Below are 18,254 nucleotides of genomic sequence, written 5' to 3'. Positions count from 1 at the left end.
CCACGCCGGCCCCCGGGCCCGTACCGTCGACTTCCGCAAGACGCCCGACCTCGGCCCCACCGAGGAATAGGAACACCCGGCGACGGGCCGGGCTCGGGCGTGTCCCCCGTGCGCCCGAGCCCGGCCCGTCGCCCCGTGGGCGGGCTCGGTGCCGGCCCCACAGAGCGACGGACGCGGCAGGGTACCGACGCACCCCGCGCCCCCTCGCATCGTGCCCGAACCGCCTCCCCCGTTCCCCCTCCGCCCTCCCGGCTCCCGGGAGGGTTCTTCGTCGTTCCTCCGCGCCCCCCACGGCAGCAACCGCCGGTCTGGCGGAACAGCCCCTCCGGCGTCCGAGCGACCCCGGCACTTTTGGGCGGCTCCGGCCGTCGCAAACGCCGCCCTCCTTGAAGCGGCCGCCGCCTTGCCGCGCAGGAACGGTGGCGTGACCATTCGGCCACGGGACGGCGTGCGCCTCCTCCTGCCGCGTTCCGCACCGGCGGGGCCGAGAGCAAGGCTGCCCCTCCTGGTGAACGTCCATGCGACCCACCGGCCAGGGCCGCCGCCGAGGGCGGTCCCGCCCCTTTCGCCGTGCTCCTTTTCGGTCAACCCTTCGGCAACATCTGGCATGTTCACGCAAACATGCCAGACTCTTCACACCTGGGGCGAGGTCAATTGTTCTCAACCGCCTTGCTCCAAGCACGAGTTGGCACCCCCACGTCAGCACGGCCAGCTCCGCCCCGGCCGGACCGTTCCGGTCCGGCCGGGCCGCTCCGGCCGGCGTCCCCACGCCTGCCCCCGCATCTGGAGTCCCGTTGAGACCCTCCCTCCGCAAGGCGATAGCCGCCGGCGCCCTGACGACGGGCGCCGCGATGCTCGCCGTCGGTCTCCCCGCCACCGGCGCCGTCGCGACCCCCACGGCACCCCCCACAACGACGGCCGCCACGGCCTCGACCGCGATCCCCAAGCCCCGCGCGGGCGCCTCCCCCGTCGAGCTGAGCCCCGGCGCGCACGCCGCCCTCCTCTCCGAGGCGCGGGCAGGCCGAGAGGCGACGGCCGAGGAGCTCGGCCTGGGCAAGCGGGAGGCACTCGTGCCCACGTCCGTCCTGAAGGACGCCGACGGCACGCTGCACACCCGCTACGACCGCACCTTCGCCGGGCTGCCCGTCCTCGGCGGCGACCTGGTGGTCCACACGGCCCCCGGCGGCGCCGTCAAGGGCGTCGACAAGGCGGCCCGCGCCACCGTCTCCGTCCCCTCCACCACGGCCCGCGTCACGGCGGACACGGCAAGGTCCCGGGCCGTCGCCGGAGCAGAGGCGGACGGCATCAGGAGCCCGGAGGCGGACTCCGCACGCAAGGTGGTCTGGGCTGCGTCCGGCCGCCCCGCACTTGCCTGGGAAACCGTCGTCGGCGGCGTCCAGAAGGACGGCACTCCGTCGGAGCTGCACGTCATCACCAACGCGGAGACCGGCACCGGGCTCTTCGAGTACCAGGCCGTCAAGAACGGCGCCGGCCACGGCCAACACAGCGGCCAGGTCACCCTCGGCACCTCGGGCTCCGCGGGGAGCCACCTCCTGAAGGACGACACCCGCGGCGGCAACCGGACCTACGACCTCGGCCACTCCGACGACGACGAGGCTGCCGGCACGCTGTTCACCGACGCCGACGACGTCTGGGGCGACGGCACCCCGTCCCACAACCAGTCCGCGGCGGTGGACGCCCACTACGGCGCCCAGCTGACCTGGGACTACCTCAAGAACGTGCACGGCCGCAACGGCATCAGGAACGATGGCGTCGCCGCCGCCAGCCGGGTCCACTACGGGAACACGTACTCCAACGCCTACTGGTGGGACTACTGCTTCTGCATGACCTACGGTGACGGCGCGTACAACGCCAACCCGCTCACCTCCATCGACGTGGCCGCGCACGAGATGTCGCACGGCCTCACCTCCCACACCGCCGGCCTGCGCTACAGCGGGGAGTCGGGCGGTCTGAACGAGGCCACGTCCGACATCTTCGGCGCCGTGGTGGAGTTCTGGGCGAACAACTCCTCCGACCCGGGTGACTACCTGGAGGGCGAGAAGATCGACATCAACGGCGATGGCACGCCGCTGCGCTACATGGACAAGCCCTCACGGGACGGCGAATCCGCCGACCACTGGTACCCGAACCTCGACCTGGTGGACGTGCACTACTCCTCGGGTCCGGCCAACCACTGGTTCTACCTGGCCTCCGAAGGCAGCGGCGCCAAGCTCGTCAACGGCGTGAACTACGACTCGCCGACCTACGACGGCAAGCCGGTCAACCCCATCGGCCGCGAGACCGCGGCGAAGATCTGGTACCGGGCGCTGACGACGTACATGACGTCGACCACGAAGTACGACGGCGCGCGCACCGCCACCCTCCGGGCCGCCGCCGACCTGTACGGGGCGAACGGCGTCGTGCACAACAACGTCGGCAACGCCTGGGCCGCCGTCAACGTCGGTCCCCGCATGACCAACGGCGTCACCCTGACCAGCCCCGGCGACCAGGTCTCCACGACCACCGCGGCGGTGAGCCTCCAGGTCCAGGCGGTCACCAGCAACGCCGGCGCCTCGCTGACGTACACCGCAACCGGTCTGCCCGCCGGGCTGACGCTGAATACCGCCACCGGCAAGATCACCGGCACACCCACGACGGACGCCAACTCCACGGCGACCCTCACCGTGAAGGACTCCACCGGCGCTCACGACGTGGTCTCGTTCTCCTGGCTCGTGTACACCCCCGGCAACTGCACCACGACGCAGCTGCTCGGCAACCCGGGCTTCGAGTCGGGCAAGACGGTGTGGAAGACCAGCGGGGCCCAGTACACGATCAGCGACGACAACTCGTGGCTGCCCGCGCGCACCGGGTCGTGGAAGGCACTCCTCGGCGGCCACGGGACCACGGCCACCGACACGGCCACGCAGACCGTCTACATCCCCTACGGCTGCAAGGCGACGGCCACCTTCCACCTGCGCGTCGTGACCAACGAGTCGACCAAGACCGTCGCGTACGACAAGCTGACCGTGCAGGCCAACGACGCGGCCATGGCGACGTACTCGAACCTGAACGCCGGCACCGGCTACGTCCAGAGGACGGTCGACCTCGGCGCGGTGGCGGGGCAGTACGTCACCCTGAAGTTCGTGTCCACGGAGGACCTCGCCGCCCCGACCTACTTCCTGCTGGACGACACCGCGCTCACCATCCATCCCTGACGGCCGCCGGAACGCCGCGAGGCCCGCTCTCCGAAGGGAGCGGGCCTCGTCCGTGCGTCCCGTCGGTGTGTCCGGTCAGACCGTTCTCCAGGGCGCCGAGGAGGGCGACGGCGAGGAGGGTGCCGCCGATGCCGCCCTTGCCGCCCTTGAGGGCGCAGCCGCCGAGTGCGGCGGCGGTGATGGCCTTGAGTTCGAGGCCCTCGCTGCCGGAGACGGGCTGGCCGGAGCCGGTGCGGGCGGTGAGCAGGATGCCGGCGACGGCGGCGACGACGCCGATGAGGGCGTAGACCGCGACGAGGTACTTGTTGATGTTGATGCCGGCCAGTCGTGCGGCGGTGTCGTTGTCGCCGATCGCGTAGAGGTTACGACCGATGTCGGTGTACCTGAGCATCACGTGCACGGCGATCGCGACGGCGATGAGGATCCAGACCATCACGGGCAGGCCGGCGATCTTGCCGCGCCCGAGGAACACGAAGATCGGGTCGTTGAGGACGTAGCCCTGGGAGCGGCCGTCGGACAGGAGCTGGGCGAGGCCCTTGTAGGCGGCGAGGCCGGCGAGCGTGACCACCGCACTCATCAGCCCCCTCTCCCAAGCCGACCTGACGAGCAGCGTGATCGGTCGGACAATTCCTAGGCGGCTGCCACGACGGTCCGCTCAGGGTTGCCGCCACTGCCGTCCGAGTCGGGCCGGGCATATACGTTCGGTTCCCACACTCGGATGCAGGTTTCCACGCGCCGTCCGCCAGGGTGCTGGTCGATGTGCACCCATTCCGTCACGTACTCGACGATCTCCGTGCCGCGGCCGCGTTCGCACGGGTCGCAGTCGCGCGCGGGTCTCCGGCGCGGACGGCGGCCCGAGTCCTGCACGGCAACGAAGAGGTGACCACCTTCCTTCGCGAGTGACAGGCGAAGGGTAAGTTCTCCGCCTCCGTACTGGACGGCGTTCGCCGCGAGTTCCGCCACGACGAGTTCGGCGGCTTCGCGCACCTCCTGGCCCAGTCCCCACGTGCGCAGCACTGCGGTCGTGAAATGACGCGTCTGGGAGACCCTGGCCGCCTCAGCAGGCACGGCCAGCAGAGCGGCCCGCAACACGCGCGTCTGGACAGCAGATGAGGAAGAGAGGGGTGCACTGGCGTTCAGGTACATGGCTACCTCTGAGGTGGCAGAGGGGCTGGGGTCAGGGTCGGCGCGTGCCAGCGGTTTCCTCGGCAGCTACGACCGCATGGGGCGGTCCTCGGAAGTGGACCACCCTGGGGTGTTTGCGCAAACACTATCCTGATCCCCGCCGACCCAACAGTGTCGAGCGGGTCACCTCAAGCAGCTGCGCCCGGGGGCGACCAGACCGAAGTGCCTGCGATCCCCCACAGGACGGCCGGCGTGCGCGATCGCCGACCGGGGGGGGAGCCGCTGCCCGGCTCCTGCGGGAGCGTCATGACGAATACCTGGTTGACCACGAGATCGAACAGCGGGGCCAATTCCGGCTCGCTCCCGCGCAGGACGCGGAATCCTTCCTCGACTCGGTCCATGGCCCGTTCCACTGCCGAAGAGTCCTCCGGCACCTCCGCCATGTCCGGTGCGTGAGGACTGCGGAACCAGCCGCTCGACTCCGTCCGCCGTGATCTGGCGCGGACGAATTCGGCGTGCTCCACGGTCTTCGATGGAACCTTGGGCTGCTGGACGGTAGGGCACGCCTGGTCAGCGGTCTTGACGGCGGGAAGCGAGACCGTGCGGGGATCGAGGTAGGGAGCGGAGAGTGTGGCGACGTCCTGGAGACCTTCTCCGGGACCTCGAAGAACGGGGACACGCGAACGGGGCCGGAGCCGAGTCGGCTCCGGCCCGCCCCGAGGTCACGCGGTCCTAGAAGGTCAGGTTCCAGGCGTCGATCTTGCCCGTGTCCGGGCCCGCGTTGTCGATCACGCGAAGCTTCCAGACGCCGTTCGCGACCTCCGCCGAGGCGTTGGCCGTGAACGTCTGGGCGATGTCGTCGGTGCTGCCGCCGTACCGGTCGTGGACCGTGTAGACGCTGCCGTCCGGGGCCACCAGATTGACCGTCAGGTCACCGACGTACGTGTGCTTGATGTCCACGCCCACCCGGAGGGTCGCCGGGGCGTTGCCCGTCACCCCGCTGACCGTGATCGGGCTCTCGACCGTCGCGTGGTCGGTGATCGCGACGTCCGCGAGGTTCTCGAAGTACGCGCCGGGCGGCGGGGTGGTGCCCCCGACGGCCTTCAGGGCGTCGACCGCGCCCTCACCGAAGAAGCCGTTCTTGGTCGTGGTGCCCGTGCAGCGGGTGTCCGAGGGGCAGGCCCTGTCGGTGGCCTGGACGCCGAGCTGGTCGCGGATCTGCGCCGGGGTGAACGTCGGGTTGGTGCTCGCGATCAGCGCCGCGACGCCGGCCACGTGCGGGGACGCCATCGACGTGCCGTCCATACTGGCGTACTTGCCGCCCGGGACCGTCGAGTAGACACCGTAGCCGCCGTCGCCGCCGGGGGCCGCGATGTCGATGACGCCATTGCCGAAGTTCGAGTACGAGGCCTTGACGCCGCCGTTGCCCTGCGCGGCGACCGTCACGACGCCCGGAAGCTCCGTCGGGATGTCGATGCAGGCGTTGGTGATCGTCCGGGTGACCGGCGTCGAGTCGTTGGGGGACTCGGAGTCGGTCGTCTTGTTCGCCAGGTCGTAGTTGGAGTTGCCGGCGGCGGCCACCTGGAGCGAACCCTTGCCCTCGGCGTACGCCTGCGCCCTGCGGACACCCTCGATGATGGCGGCCTGGTCCACGTTGTCCGGGCAGTTGAAGTACCACGGGTCCGTGTAGTAGCTGTTGTTGGTGACCTTGAAGCCGTGGTCACCGGCCCACACGAAACCGCAGATCGTGTTCTCCGGGAAGAACAGCTTGCTCTTCGGCTCCGCGATGCGGACGGAGGAGATCTTCACGCTCGGCGCGACGCCGATGACGCCCTTGCCGTTCTTGGCGGCCGCGATCGTGCCCGCGACGTGCGTGCCGTGATAGTCGACGTCACGCCACGCGCCGGAGCGGGTGTCCGCCTTGCCGTAGGCGCAGGAGGCCGAGTCGGCGGCGTTGAAGTTGGGCGCGATGTCCTGGTGCTGGTCGTCGACGCCGGTGTCGAGGACGCCGACCTTCACCGTCGCCGAGCCGGTGCTGACGGTCCAGGCCTGGTCCGCCTTGATCTGCGTCATGTCCCAGCGGTTGTACTCCGTCAGCGTCGTCGTCGACTGCGCCGGGTTCGCCGGGAGCGCCGGGTTGTAGGCATCGGCGGGGACGTCGGAGGTACGGGTCGCCCCGACCTGCTGGACACCGCCGACCGTACGCATCGACGAGGCGAACGACGCGGACGCCGAGTGCGCCACGATCACGCCGATCGCGTCGTAACTGGCGAAGACCGAACCGCCCTTGCTCGCCACGGCACCGCTCACGGCCGAGGTGCCGCCGGGCGCCGTGATCACCAGGTAGGGGTGCCCGCGGCCCAGGCCGCCGGTGCGGCGACCTTCGCGGTTGTGGCCCGCGCTGGGGTGGCCTGCCTCGCCACCGCCGAACTGGCCGCGACGGGCGCGGTGTCCGACGGTGCTGCCTGGGCGAATCCGGCGGGAGCGGCGAGCGCCACGGTCGTAACGAGGGCCGCGACGGCGATGACCGAGCTTCTCAACCGGCTGGATATGTGGGGAAACAATGCGTCCTCCGATGACCCGGTGGCGCGGGTGGCGCCCGCCGGGCCCTGTGATGTATGGGGTGGACGCAAGGTCTCAGACTCGCCCGGCGGAGGGAAGCTCGCTGCCCGAGACGCCTGTTAACGTAACCAATTGTTGACCTGTCAGCGCTGGGAAGGCGTACAAATCGGCTCCGGTGTCCTAGCTCAGACACCAGCCGCAAAGTAGCCGATCGATCACGTGCTCACCGGCGTGGCGGCCTGCTCGTCGTGTTCGCGGAGCATCCGCATGACGGTGGCGGGTGACGGGTGCCGGCCCTTCTTCGCGCCGGTGGTGATGACGAGCCGTTTGGCGACGTCGCGGAGGCTCATCTCCTGGTCTCGCAGATGCAGGGCCATGGACAGCAAGAAGTCGTCGGTTACGCCCGCGCCGCCGATGGTCTTGCCGCGCTTGCGGGCGGACTCGTGGCCTTCGAGGGTGCGTTCGCGGATGTACTCGCGCTCCATGCCGGACATAGCGGCGAGCACAGTGAACACGATCCGGGAGGGGTCGTGTGAGCCCTCAGCTCCCCGGTGAGGAGCTCCAGGCCGACGTCGCTGGCCTTCAGTTCTTCAGCGAGCACCTATGAAACGCCGTGCGGGTCCCGGGTGGCTGCCCCGGTCCATGACGGCCCGCCGGACGCGCATCCGCCGAAGCCGACAACCCTCCACCACCGGCGGGAGAACGAGTCATTCCTTGGCGTTCAATCCTGGAGCATTACAGGGCGGGACCCCGGAACCGGCCCTGGCACCGTACCCTCCGGTCCTCCCACTCTTCCCTCTCTGTTCCTCGATGAGCCGTCGGCACCGCAGAGGTATACCCATGGCAACCGCTCCACCGTCGTCCGCCCTCGCGTCCACGTTCGCGGCAGTCGATCTCGGCGCCACCAGCGGACGGGTGATCGTCCCGGGCAGGCCCGGACGACCTCGACCTCACCGAGGTACACCGCTTCCCCGACACACCCGTGCGCCTGCCGGACGGGTGTGTCGGGACGTCCTCGCCCTGTTTCGCCACTCGGCTACGCTGCGCTACACGAGCGGCACTCGGACCGCCCCTGGCCACCAGCGATCCGGCCCTCAACCCAACTGCCTCTGGGGAGAATCTGGGGAGAATGCGCCGCCCTGGGGAGCGGCTGGGGAGAATCGACCGCATAGAACAGCGTCCCCATGAAAGCCCCGCAAATCTGCAAAGTTGCAGATCAGGGACGCCCTCGCGGCGATCCGCGCAGGTCAGCGCATTAAGGGCGAGGACCCCTTGAAGATCTTCTCGAAGTCCAGGCGGGTGATGGCCTCGACGGTGGAGGAGCGCTGCGGCAGCTTGTACTCGGCGAGGGTGTCCAGGGTGCGGGGGTCGAGCAGCTTCGGCAGGAAGCCGCCGAAGGTGCCGCACACGGTGAGGAGCCGGCCGCCGGAGTCGAAGGTGACGGTGGCGCACTCGCCGCCGACGGGGGCGATCTTCTCGCTGTCGACCTCCGGCGAGCGGCCGAGGGGGCCCGGGTACGGGTGGGTGCCGCTGCCCGCGCCGTCGGCGTGCATGCCGCTGCGTCCGTTGGGGGCGAGGTACGGGTGCTGGGCGGGGCCCTCGCCCGGGACGGGCCGGGCGGTGGCGGGGGCGCCCTCGTAGTGCTCCACGAGGCGGTGGCCGGGGGCGAGCGGTATCTCCTCGGCCTGGGCGACGGGTGCGGAGCCGGCCAGGAGGGTCGCGGCGAGCGCGATCAGGGTGAGCGCGCGGGCTCGTCCTCTGGGCGGATGGGTGGTCAAGGGGGGCTCCTCGGGTCCGGACGTCGGTCGCGCCGGCGGCCGACGTTAGGCCCGAGTGCGTGAGATGTACATGGAACCGCCCCTGGTTTCATGGGCAGTTCATGGCAGTGCAACGATCACGGTCTGAGGCTGGAGACCACGTCGGCGGTGGCGGCGACGCCGTCGTGGATGGTGGGCGCCATGCTGGTGCCGGCGAGGAAGAAGCCGAGCAGCGCGCAGACGAGCGCGTGGCTGACCTTGAGTCCGCCGCTCCGCAGGAAGATCACGGCCAGGATCAGCAGCAGCACCACGACAGAAATGGAAACGGCCATCGCTCTCACGTCCTCCTTGCGCCGCACCGGAATTGCGGCGTTCGGCGGACAGTGTGGCGGAATGGGCGGTCCGTCCGGGCGAGTGGCGGGGCGGCCATACGGGTGAGATCGTGCCGCTTCAGCTTTCGAGCGTCTCGGCGATGCCCGGCCGGCGGACGGCGTCGAGCCAGGGGTCGGCGAGCAGCCCCTCGATCAGCGCGCGGCTCCCGAAGACCTCGGTGGCGCTGAGGTCGTGGTCGGTCAGGACGAGCCATCCGCCGTCCGAGGCCCACCACGTGGCGGGAAACCGGAAGTCCGGCATGGCGTCGTGGTGGGCGAGCGCGTCGCCGAGCCGGCCGCGCCGGGCGATCAGCGGTTCACCGGGAAGCGTCGACACGGGTGCCTGGGCGCCTCCGCACGGGGTGTCCGGCCCCTGCGGACCGCTCAGGAGCAGGTGCTCGACGAGCCGGGCCAGGCAGGCGCGGTCCAGCTCCGCCGGGTCGGGCCCTTCGAGGTCGTCCGCGCCCGGCACGTCTTCGAAGACCAGGTACGAGAGGGTGCCCGGCCAGTCCGCGAGCCGTCGGCCCGCCCGGGCCAGGACCTCGTCCCAGCGGAGCCGTACGGGACCGTCGTGGACGGAGTGGAGGATCCAGCAGCGGTCCTCGTAGCCGTCCTGGGGCTCGTAGCCGCAGCCGGCCTCGGTGAGGGCGGCGCGCAGGCCGTCCAGGGGGTCGTCCTCGGCGGCGCGGGCCCACGGACTCGTCACGGGTTCTCCTCGGCGGGCAGGCAGTCCTTCCACTCCACCGTACGGTCGCACCAGCGGCCGAGCAGGACGCGGTCGTGGCCGACGGCGAGGAGCCCCGCGCCGGTGTTCTCTCGGTAGGTCTCGACGGCGGCGACCAGGGCGGCCGTGGTGGAGGCGTCCAGCATGGCCGTCATCTCGTCGCAGATCAGCCAGCGGGGGCGCAGGATCAACGCGCGGGCGAGGCAGGCGCGTTGGAGCTGGCCGTCGCTGACCTCGTGGGGGCGGCGGGTGAGCAGGTCGGCGGTGAGGCCGACGGCCGGGGCGAGTTCGGCGACCCGGCCCTCGGCCTCGGTGCGGCGGCCGGTGGCGCGCAGGGGTTCGGCGATCAGGTCGGCGAGGGCCAGACGGGGGTCGGCGGCGGTGCGGGGCTGCTGGAAGACGACGCCGACGGCGGTGCGGAGTTCGCGCGGGGCGCGGTGGCGCCAGGTCAGCACCTCGGTGCCGTCGAGGACGAGGCGGCCCGCGTCGGGGCGGTGGAGGAGGGCGGCGACCCGGGCGAGGGTGGACTTGCCGCAGCCGCTGGGGCCGAGGAGTCCGACGGACTCGCCGGGGGTGACGGTGAGCGAGGCGCCCCGGAAGACGGGGGCGCGTCGGTCGTATCCGGCGGTGACGGCATCGAGTTCAAGCACGGGGGCGCTCCGGGTGGTGGCAGGCCAGGCCGGCGGTGAACGCGGGGCGGGTGGCGCAGAGTGCGGTGGCGAGGTGACAGCGCGGGGCGAAGGCGCAGCCCTCGGGCAGCGCGGAGAGCTCCGGGGGCATGCCGGGGATCGGGGTGAACTCCCGCTCGGGGAGGGCGTTCAGGAGGCCACAGGCGTAGTGGTGGCGGGGGCCGGTCGGGCCGAAGAAGCGGTGGGCGGGGGCGATCTCCACGATGCGGCCCGCGTACATGACGGCGACGCGGTCGGCGATGCGTTCGGCGGCGGCCAGGTCGTGGGTGATGAGGAGCAGGGCGCGCCCGTCGTCGGTGTGGCGGCGCAGTTCGTCGGCGGTGCGGTCGACGAGGTCGCGGTCGAGTCCGGTGGTGGGTTCGTCGGCGAGCAGCAGACGGGCGCCGCCGATGAGGGCGAGGGCGGTGGCGGCGCGCTGGGCGAGGCCGCCGGAGAGTTCGTGCGGGTAGCGGTCGAGGTGGCCGGCGGGGAACGCGGCCCGTTCGGCGGCGTCCTCCGCCGCCTTCCGGCGTGCGCGGCGGCCCGTCGCGGTGAGGGCGCGGACGGTCTCCTCCAGCTGGGACCGTACGGTGCGGACGGGGGTGAGGTGGGCGGCGGGGCTCTGCGGTACGAGGCCGACGCGGCGGCCCCGTACGGTGCGGGCGAGGGTCTTCTCGTCGGCGGCGAGCAGGTCGATGCCGTCGGTCAGCGCCGTGCCGGAGGTCTCCGCGTTGCCGGGGAGGAGGCCGAGGAGGGCGGAGGCGAGGACGGACTTGCCGCAGCCGCTCTCGCCGACGAGGGCGAGGCACTCCCCCGCCGCGAGGTCGAAGTCGGCGCCGGTGACGGCGGCGACGGTACGGCCGCCGCGCAGCCGGAAGCGGACGGTGAGGTCGCGGACGCTGAGGACGGCGTCCTCGGCCCGTTCGGCGCTGACGGCGTCGAGCGCGCGAAGGAGTCGCTCTCCTGAGAGGTCCGGGGCGTTCGGGGCGTTCACAGCATCAGCTCCGATCGGCGGCGCGGGTTGAGACGGTCCCGCCACACGCCCGCGAGGCCCGCGATGGCGAGGGTCGGGACGATGAGCAGGAGGCCGGGGAAGAGGGTGGGCCACCAGTCGCCCGCGAGCAGCGAGGAGCGGGCGGTCTGGACGAGGTTGCCGAGGCTGGCCTGGTGGCTGGGGAGGCCGAGGCCGAGGAAGGACAGCGCGGACTCGTGCCACATGGCGTGCGGCACCATCAGGACGGCGGCGAGTCCGGCCTGCGGCAGGACGGCGGGCAGCAGGTGCCGGACGGCGACCCGCCACCGTGAGGCGCCGCCGGAGACGGCGGCGTCGACGAACGGCCGGGTGCGCAGGGAGAGGACCTCCGAGCGCACGATGCGGGCCGTGGACAGCCAGTGGGTGACGGCGACGGAGGCGATGACGGGCCAGACGCCGGGCCGGAAGAGGGCGACGACGAAGATGCCCAGCAGCAGGTGCGGTACGGAGGAGAAGGCGTCGACGAGCCGCATGAGGGTGCGGTCGGTCCAGCCCCCGAGCGCTCCGGCGGCCGCTCCGACGGCGGTGCCGACGACGGTGGCGACGAGCGCGGCGACGAGTCCCACGAGGAGCGAGATCCGCAGTCCGTAGACGCAGCGCAGGAGGAGGTCGCGGCCGAGGTCGTCGGTGCCGAAGGGATGCGCCCAGGACGGCGGGAGGAGCTTGCGGGAGAGGTCGACGGCCTGTTCGTCGAGCTGGACGAGCGGGGGCACGAGCAGCACGGCGAGGAGGACGACGCCGACGACGGCGGCGGAGCTCCAGAGCCGCAGGCGATGGGTGCGCGGGTCAGCCATCGAAGCCCACCCTCGGGTCGGCGAGTCCGTACAGCAGGTCCGAGAGGAGGTTGCCGAGGAGGACGGCGGCGGTGGCGAGGACGGTGAGGGCGGCGAGCAGCGGGAAGTCGACGGACGTGGCGGCCTGGACGGTGGCGGCGGCGATGCCGGGCCAGCTGAAGACGGTCTCCACGAGCAGCGCGCCGGTGATGAGTTCGGGGACGCGGGAGCCGATGAGGGTGAGCATGGGCAGCATTCCGGAGCGGAGGGCGTGGCCGGTGAGGACGGTGCGCTCGCCGAGGCCGCGGGCGCGGGCGCCGCGCACCGGGTCCTCGTCGAGGGCGTCGCCGACGCCCTGGCGGACGTACAGGAAGAACCAGGGCAGCTGGGAGACGCCGAGGACGAGCGCGGGCAGCACGAGGTGCCGGGCGACCTGGTCGAAGGTGACGGTGTCGCTGACGGTGTCGGTCAGGCCGCCGGCCGGCAGGACGCCGAGCCTCAGGGCGAAGAACCAGATGGCGAGGAGGCCGAGCCAGAAGGCGGGCGCGGCTTCCAGGGTGTACGCGATCGAGCTGACGGCCCGGTCGAGGAGGCCGCCGCGGCGGCGTCCCGCGAGGACCCCGAGGAGGGTGCCGAGGGCGATGGCGACGAGGAAGGCGGTGACGGCGAGGAGCACGGACCAGCCGAGGCGTTCGCCGATGACGTCGGCGACGGGGCGGCGCATCACGGAGGAGTCGCCGAGGTCGCCGGTGAGGGCGGAGGTGAGCCACTCCCACCAGCGGGTGAGGAGGGGCCGGTCGACGCCGAGGTTGGCGCGGAGCTGGTCGAGGTTCTCCTGCGAGGCGGTGAGCCCCGCGGTGCCCGCGTAGGCCTTGACGGGGTCGAAGGGGGAGGCTTCGGCGACGGCGAACACCGCGAAGGTGACGGCCATGAGGACGGGGACGGCGGCCAGGGCGCGCCGTCCCGTCATCCGCGCCATGGCCCCCCAGGGGAGGCGGCGCTTCACTTCTGCGTCGCTCCGGTCGCTCCGGCCTTCTTCGGCTTCCAGCTCTCGACGTTCCACCAGGGTCCTGAGGCGAGGCCGTGGTCGTGCGGCTCGATCTGGGTGCTGGGTCCGTCCCAGGCGTCGTTCACGACGTAGAGGTGGTCGATGTGGGTGAGGAAGGTGTAGCCGGGGTTCTTCGCCAGTTCGCGCTGGACGGTGTCGTACGCGGCGCGGCGCTCGGCGGGGTCGTTCGTGCGGCGGCCGGCCTCCAGGGCGCGGTCGACGGTCGCGTTGTCGTACCAGGCCATGTTGTTGAAGCCGTCGCCGGCGAGGTCGGACTTGAGGAGGAGGTACTGGTCGAAGTCGGGGTCGCCGGGCGAGCCGCCGCCGGCGAGGACGGCGTCGGTCTTCATCCGGGGCTCGATGACCTCCCATGTGCCGGCCTGGGCGGTGATGTCGATGCCGGCCTTCTTGGCGTCCGAGACGTAGGCGAGGGCGTGGTCCTGGCGGAGCTTGTCGCCGGAGAGGTACCAGAGCGGGAAGGCGGCGCGGACGCCGTTCCTGACGCGGATGCCGTCGGGGCCGGGCTTCCAGCCGGCCTCGTCGAGGATCTTCTGTGCGCCCGCGAGGTCGTGGCGGCGCTCGGTGCCCTTGGTGAACCACGGGCTGTCGGTGGGGACGGGCCCGTAGGCGGGCTTTCCCGCGCCTTCGAGGATCTTGTCGACCATGGCCTGGCGGTCGACGGCGAGGTCGAGGGCGCGGCGGACGGCGGTGTCCCCGCTGACCCGGTGGTGGGTGGGGAGGGTGACCGTGCGGTAGTCGTAGGTCGTGGCCGCCCAGGTCTTCTTCGCCTTGTCGTTCTCGAAGCCGGCGGCCAGGTTGGGCGGCAGGATCGCGCCGTCGAGGTCTCCGGCGCGCAGCCGGGTGGCGCGGACGTCGTCGTCCTTGATGATCGCCATGGTGAACTTCTTCACCGCGGGCGCGCCGTTCCAGTAGGACGGGTTGGCCTTGAAGCTGAGCTTCTCGCCCTTGGACCAGCCGGTGAGGACGTACGGGCCGGTGCCTATCGGCTTCGTGGTGAAGGCCCCGGTGTTGACGTCCTGCTTCGCCGCTATGTGGGCGGGGGCGATGGCCTGGACGGTGCGCTCGGCGAAGGGGGCGTAGGGGTACTTGAGCCGGAAGACGACGGTGTCGTCGCCGACCGCCTCGACGCTCTTGAGGGCGTCGAGTTCGGTGCGGGAGGCGTTGTTCGTCTTCGGGTCGAGGATCGTCCGGTACGTGAAGACGACGTCCTTCGCCGTGAAGGGGGCGCCGTCGCTGAAGGTGACCCCGTCCCGGAGGGTGTACGTGTAGGTGAGGCCGCCGTCGCTGATGTGGGGCAGCCTGCTCGCGAGGGCGGGCTTCAGCTTCATGTCGGCGCCGAAGGCGAGCAGCCCGTCGAAGATCTTGGAGTTGCCGTCCTTGCCGTAGCCGAGGAGGGGGCTGAGGGTCTCGGGCTCGTAGGCGATGCCGACGACCGCGGAGTCCTTGGGTCCGCCGGAGCCCCCGGCGGTGGAGCCGGGGTTCGTGCAGGCCGCCGCGGTGAGGGCGAGGGCCCCCGCGAGCGTCGCGGCGGCCGTGCCGCGGAGGAATCGGGCGGTCATCGTGTCCACACCCCTCTTGGAGATCAACTGTTATTGCGAACAGCTCGCAATTAAACAGTATGTAAAGGGGTGTGGACACAGGGGCCCCTTACACAGGCGGCTCCAGGCCTACCAGGGCTGCGATCGCGTCCTGGTGCCGGCCCGCCGAGCCGAGCGCGATCTGGTCGGCCTTGGCCCGCTTGAGCGCCAGGTGGGCGGGGTGCTCCCAGGTCATCCCGATCCCGCCGTGCAGCTGCACGCACTCCTCGGCCGCCCGGACGGCGACCTTGGAGCAGTAGGCCTGGGCGACCGCCACGATCAGCGGCGCGTCCGCGCTGCCGGTGGCCAGGGAGTCGGCGGCGGCGCGGGCCGCCGCCCTGGCCCCGACGAGGTCGAGCCAGAGCTGGGCCATGCGGTGCTTGAGGGACTGGAAGGAGCCGACCGGCCGGTTGAACTGATGGCGCTCACGGGTGTATCCGACCGTCTCCTCCAGGCACCACTCGGCGAGGCCGAGCTGCTCGGAGGCGAGGAGCCCGGCCCCCGCGAGGAGGCCGCGGCGGACCGCGGGGCCGGTCGCCTCCGGCCCCGCGAGCCGGGTGCCGCTCCCCTCCCCCGTGATGACCCGGGCCAGCGGGCGGGTCAGGTCCAGCGGGGTCTGCGGCTCGACCGTCGCCTCCGCGGCCGGCACGGCGTACAGGCCGTCGGCGCGCGGCACGAGGAGAACGTCGGCGATGGCGGCGTCGGCCACCCCGGCCACCGGCCCGGTGAGCGCGAGCTCCGCGCCGGGCGCCGTCGACAGCGGTACGGCGAGGACCGCGACCGTACGTCCGCCCGCGAGCTCCGCGAGCAGCCCGGCGGCCGCCTCGCTCTCCCCGGCCAGGGCGAGCAGGGTCTCCGTGGCCACCACGGAGCTGGTGAGGTACGGCAGCGGGGTCACCGCGCGGCCCAGTTCCTCCAGGACGACGGCCGCCTCGCGGTGGGTCGCGCCCTGGCCGCCGAGCTTCTCGGGGACGAGCAGCCCGGCGGCGCCGATGTCGGCCGCGAGGGGCTTCCAGAGGCCGGGGACGTACGGGCTGTCCGACTCGATCAGGCCGAGGACGGTCTGATGGCCTGCCCGGTCGGCGAGCAGGGCGCGGACCGCCGCCCGCAGATCCTCCTCGGTCTCGGAGTAGAGGAGGTCGAGCGGCGGTTCGGTCGGCTCCGCCGACTGCGTCACGTCTGTCATCGGGCCAGGTCCTTCCAGGCGACGTCCTTGTCGTTGCGGGGCTCGGGCGGCAGGCCGAGGACCCGCTCGGCGACGATGTTGAGCAGCACCTCGCTGGTGCCGCCCTCGATCGAGTTGCCCTTGGACCGCAGATAGCGGTAGCCGGCGTCCCGGCCGGTGAAGTCGACGAGGTCGGGGCGGCGCATCTCCCACTCCCCGTACAGCAGACCCTCGTCGCCGAGGAGTTCGACCTCCAGGCCGCTGATGGCCTGGTTGAGGCGGGCGAAGGCCAGCTTCATGGCGCTGCCCTCGGGTCCCGGCCGTCCGGCGACGAGCTGCTGGCGGAGCCGTTCCCCGGCGAGCCGGGCCACCTCGGCGTCGACCCAGTGGTCGAGGAGGCGCCGGTGCAGGTCGTGGGTGCGCAGCTCGGGGCGCTCGCGCCAGGTCGTGGCAGCCTTCCCGATCATGCCGCCCTCGCGGGGGATGCGGGATCCGCCGATGGTGACCCGCTCGTTCATGAGGGTGGTCTGCGCGACCCGCCAGCCGTCGCCGACGTCGCCGAGGCGGTGGGCGTCGGGGATGCGGACGCCGGTGAGGAAGACCTCGTTGAACTCGGCCTCGCCGGTGATCTGGCGCAGCGGCCTGACCTCGACGCCCGGGCCCGTCATGTCGCAGACGAAGTAGGTGATGCCCCGGTGCTTGGGGGCGTCCGGGTCGGTGCGGGCGATGAGGATGGCCCAGCGGGCGGTGTGCGCGCTGGACGTCCACACCTTCTGCCCGTCCACGATCCAGTCCCCGCCGTCGTCCCGGACGGCCCTGGTGGCGAGGGCGGCGAGGTCGGAGCCCGCGCCGGGCTCGCTGAAGAGCTGGCACCAGACCTCATCGCCGACCCAGAGCGGCCGGAGGAAGCGCCGCCTGACCTCGTCGGAGCCGTGGGCGAGGACGGTGGGGGCGGCCATGCCGAGGCCGATGCCGATCTTGCGCGGGTCGTTGTCGGGGGCGCCGGCGGCGGCGAGTTCGGCGTCGACGACGGCCTGCAGCGCGCGGGGGGCGTCGAGTCCGCCGAGGCCGACCGGGTAGTGCACCCAGGCGAGTCCGGCGTCGAAGCGGGCGCGCAGGAAGTCGGTGCGGTCGGTGGTGGCGGGCGGGTACTCGGCCAGCAACTTGCCGGTGAGCGAGCGGAGTTCCTCGTCGCCGGTCATGCGCGGGCTCCTTCCGGGAGGACGACGAGACGGCCGGTGGTGGTGCCGTCGGCGACCCGCTGGACGGCGTCCGCCGCTCCGGCGAAGGGGACGCGCTCGCCGATGAGCGGCTTGATCAGGCCCTTGGCCGCGTAGTCCGTGAGCGTCTCGTGGCAGCGTCCGATCGAGGCCGGGTCCTTCGCCGCGTAGAGACCCCAGTGGAGGCCGAGGACCGAGTAGTTCTTCACGAGGGCGTGGTTGAGGGCGGGGGCGGGGACGGTGCCGCTCGCGAAGCCGACGACGACGATCCGCCCCTCGAAGGCGACGCACTTGGCGGACTGCTGGTAGGCCTCGCCGCCCACCGGGTCGTAGATCACGTCGGCGCCGCGGCCGCCGGTCGCGGCCTTGACGGCGGCGACGACGTCCTCGGAACGGCGGTCGACGACCACGTCGCAGCCGAGCGCGCGGGCGACGGCGGCCTTCTCCGGTCCGCCGACGACCCCGATGACGGTGGCGCCGGCCGCCTTGCCGAGCTGGACGGCCGCGCTGCCGACTCCGCCTGCCGCCGCGTGGACGAGGAGGGTCTCGCCCTCCTGGAGGGCGGCACGACGGTGCAGCCCGAACCAGCCGGTCTGGTAGCCGATGTGCAGGGCGGCGGCCTCGGCGTCGTCGAGCGACTCGGGGGCCGGGAGCAGTCCTGCCGCGTCGGCGAGGGTGTACTCGGCGAAGCCGCCGTGCGGGAGGGCCGCGGTGGTGATGACCCTGCGGCCGTCCTCGGTCTCGGCGCAGACCTCCACGCCGGGGGTGAAGGGCAGCGGGGGGCGCACCTGGTAGTGGCCGCGACAGAGCAGCGCGTCGGGGAAGTTGACGTTCGCGGCGCGGACCTTCAGGAGGACCTGGCCGTCGCCGGGCGTGGGCGGTGTCACCTCCTCGCGGCGCATCACCGCGCCCGGTTCCCCGTTCTCGTACACACGCCATGCCTGCATCCGGAATGCCTCCTCCGTACCGAGCGGTCGGTGGCATACTAAGCGGTC

Annotated in this window: 14 protein-coding genes and 3 pseudogenes; 2 read left to right on the top strand and 15 right to left on the bottom strand. The window is 72.1% G+C overall.

From position 1 onward, the window contains the following. The first annotated feature begins 851 nt into the window (after window positions 1-851). Window positions 852-3,215 (top strand): M4 family metallopeptidase, encoded by a 2,364-nt coding sequence (locus tag ACIA8N_RS15010; RefSeq protein ID WP_399416428.1) that lies wholly within the window; start codon window positions 852-854, stop codon window positions 3,213-3,215. Here ACIA8N_RS15010 and ACIA8N_RS15005 read toward each other — a convergent pair. The 4 genes and pseudogenes from ACIA8N_RS15005 to ACIA8N_RS14990 form a co-directional block, all read right to left on the bottom strand. Beyond that, a complete protein-coding gene (locus tag ACIA8N_RS15005) occupies window positions 3,199-3,792 on the bottom strand; it encodes an ABC transporter permease (RefSeq protein WP_399416406.1) in 594 nt (197 codons plus the stop codon). The two genes, ACIA8N_RS15010 and ACIA8N_RS15005, sit on opposite strands and share 17 nt — an antisense overlap. Before the next feature lie 53 nt (window positions 3,793-3,845). Beyond that, window positions 3,846-4,361, bottom strand: coding sequence for an ATP-binding protein (locus ACIA8N_RS15000; protein ID WP_365782854.1), 516 nt, complete (start codon window positions 4,359-4,361; stop codon window positions 3,846-3,848). Between the two features lie 711 nt (window positions 4,362-5,072). Then, a pseudogene (locus ACIA8N_RS14995) lies at window positions 5,073-6,904 on the bottom strand (S8 family peptidase). Between the two features lie 213 nt (window positions 6,905-7,117). Next, window positions 7,118-7,396 carry a hypothetical protein gene (locus ACIA8N_RS14990; RefSeq protein WP_365782852.1) on the bottom strand — a complete coding sequence of 93 codons (279 nt, stop codon included), beginning with the start codon at window positions 7,394-7,396 and terminating at the stop codon, window positions 7,118-7,120. Between the two features lie 306 nt (window positions 7,397-7,702). On the opposite strand from ACIA8N_RS14990, the pseudogene ACIA8N_RS14985 reads away from it, so the two are divergent. Then, window positions 7,703-7,902: pseudogene (locus ACIA8N_RS14985) on the top strand (rhamnulokinase); the annotation flags it as partial. A 262-nt stretch (window positions 7,903-8,164) separates the two neighbouring features. Here the strand turns inward: ACIA8N_RS14985 and ACIA8N_RS14980 are convergent. From ACIA8N_RS14980 to ACIA8N_RS14930, 11 genes and pseudogenes are all read right to left on the bottom strand, one after another. After that, a pseudogene (locus ACIA8N_RS14980) lies at window positions 8,165-8,680 on the bottom strand (hypothetical protein); the annotation flags it as partial. Between the two features lie 116 nt (window positions 8,681-8,796). Beyond that, window positions 8,797-8,991: a hypothetical protein gene (locus tag ACIA8N_RS14975; RefSeq protein WP_030214746.1), complete on the bottom strand. Its 195-nt coding sequence runs from the start codon at window positions 8,989-8,991 to the stop codon at window positions 8,797-8,799. 118 nt (window positions 8,992-9,109) lie between these two features. After that, window positions 9,110-9,736 (bottom strand): hypothetical protein, encoded by a 627-nt coding sequence (locus tag ACIA8N_RS14970; RefSeq protein WP_365782850.1) that lies wholly within the window; start codon window positions 9,734-9,736, stop codon window positions 9,110-9,112. After that, window positions 9,733-10,404 carry an ATP-binding cassette domain-containing protein gene (locus ACIA8N_RS14965; protein ID WP_365782848.1) on the bottom strand — a complete coding sequence of 224 codons (672 nt, stop codon included), beginning with the start codon at window positions 10,402-10,404 and terminating at the stop codon, window positions 9,733-9,735. Before ACIA8N_RS14965 ends, ACIA8N_RS14970 begins: the two co-directional genes overlap by 4 nt. Continuing rightward, window positions 10,397-11,416, bottom strand: coding sequence for an ABC transporter ATP-binding protein (locus ACIA8N_RS14960; protein WP_365782846.1), 1,020 nt, complete (start codon window positions 11,414-11,416; stop codon window positions 10,397-10,399). Before ACIA8N_RS14960 ends, ACIA8N_RS14965 begins: the two co-directional genes overlap by 8 nt. Continuing rightward, on the bottom strand, window positions 11,413-12,249 hold the full coding sequence (locus ACIA8N_RS14955) for an ABC transporter permease (protein WP_365782844.1): 837 nt from the start codon (window positions 12,247-12,249) through the stop codon (window positions 11,413-11,415). The genes ACIA8N_RS14960 and ACIA8N_RS14955 overlap by 4 nt, the downstream gene beginning before the upstream one ends. Further along, window positions 12,242-13,234, bottom strand: a complete 993-nt coding sequence (locus ACIA8N_RS14950) for an ABC transporter permease (RefSeq protein ID WP_365782842.1) — start codon at window positions 13,232-13,234, stop codon at window positions 12,242-12,244. Before ACIA8N_RS14950 ends, ACIA8N_RS14955 begins: the two co-directional genes overlap by 8 nt. Further along, a complete protein-coding gene (locus ACIA8N_RS14945) occupies window positions 13,231-14,856 on the bottom strand; it encodes an ABC transporter substrate-binding protein (protein ID WP_365782840.1) in 1,626 nt (541 codons plus the stop codon). The genes ACIA8N_RS14950 and ACIA8N_RS14945 overlap by 4 nt, the downstream gene beginning before the upstream one ends. A gap of 88 nt (window positions 14,857-14,944) precedes the next feature. After that, window positions 14,945-16,060, bottom strand: a complete 1,116-nt coding sequence (locus tag ACIA8N_RS14940; protein ID WP_365782838.1) for an acyl-CoA dehydrogenase family protein — start codon at window positions 16,058-16,060, stop codon at window positions 14,945-14,947. Continuing rightward, a complete protein-coding gene (locus ACIA8N_RS14935) occupies window positions 16,057-17,241 on the bottom strand; it encodes an acyl-CoA dehydrogenase family protein (protein ID WP_365782836.1) in 1,185 nt (394 codons plus the stop codon). Before ACIA8N_RS14935 ends, ACIA8N_RS14940 begins: the two co-directional genes overlap by 4 nt. Then, on the bottom strand, window positions 17,238-18,206 hold the full coding sequence (locus ACIA8N_RS14930; RefSeq protein ID WP_365782834.1) for an NADPH:quinone oxidoreductase family protein: 969 nt from the start codon (window positions 18,204-18,206) through the stop codon (window positions 17,238-17,240). Before ACIA8N_RS14930 ends, ACIA8N_RS14935 begins: the two co-directional genes overlap by 4 nt. Window positions 18,207-18,254: the final 48 nt, after the last annotated feature.

It is taken from the genome of Streptomyces sp. NPDC051822, from assembly GCF_044452745.1.
Taxonomy (GTDB): domain Bacteria; phylum Actinomycetota; class Actinomycetes; order Streptomycetales; family Streptomycetaceae; genus Streptomyces.
Note: the sequence above shows the minus strand (reverse complement) of the source record. Positions and strands in the feature narration are given on the sequence as shown.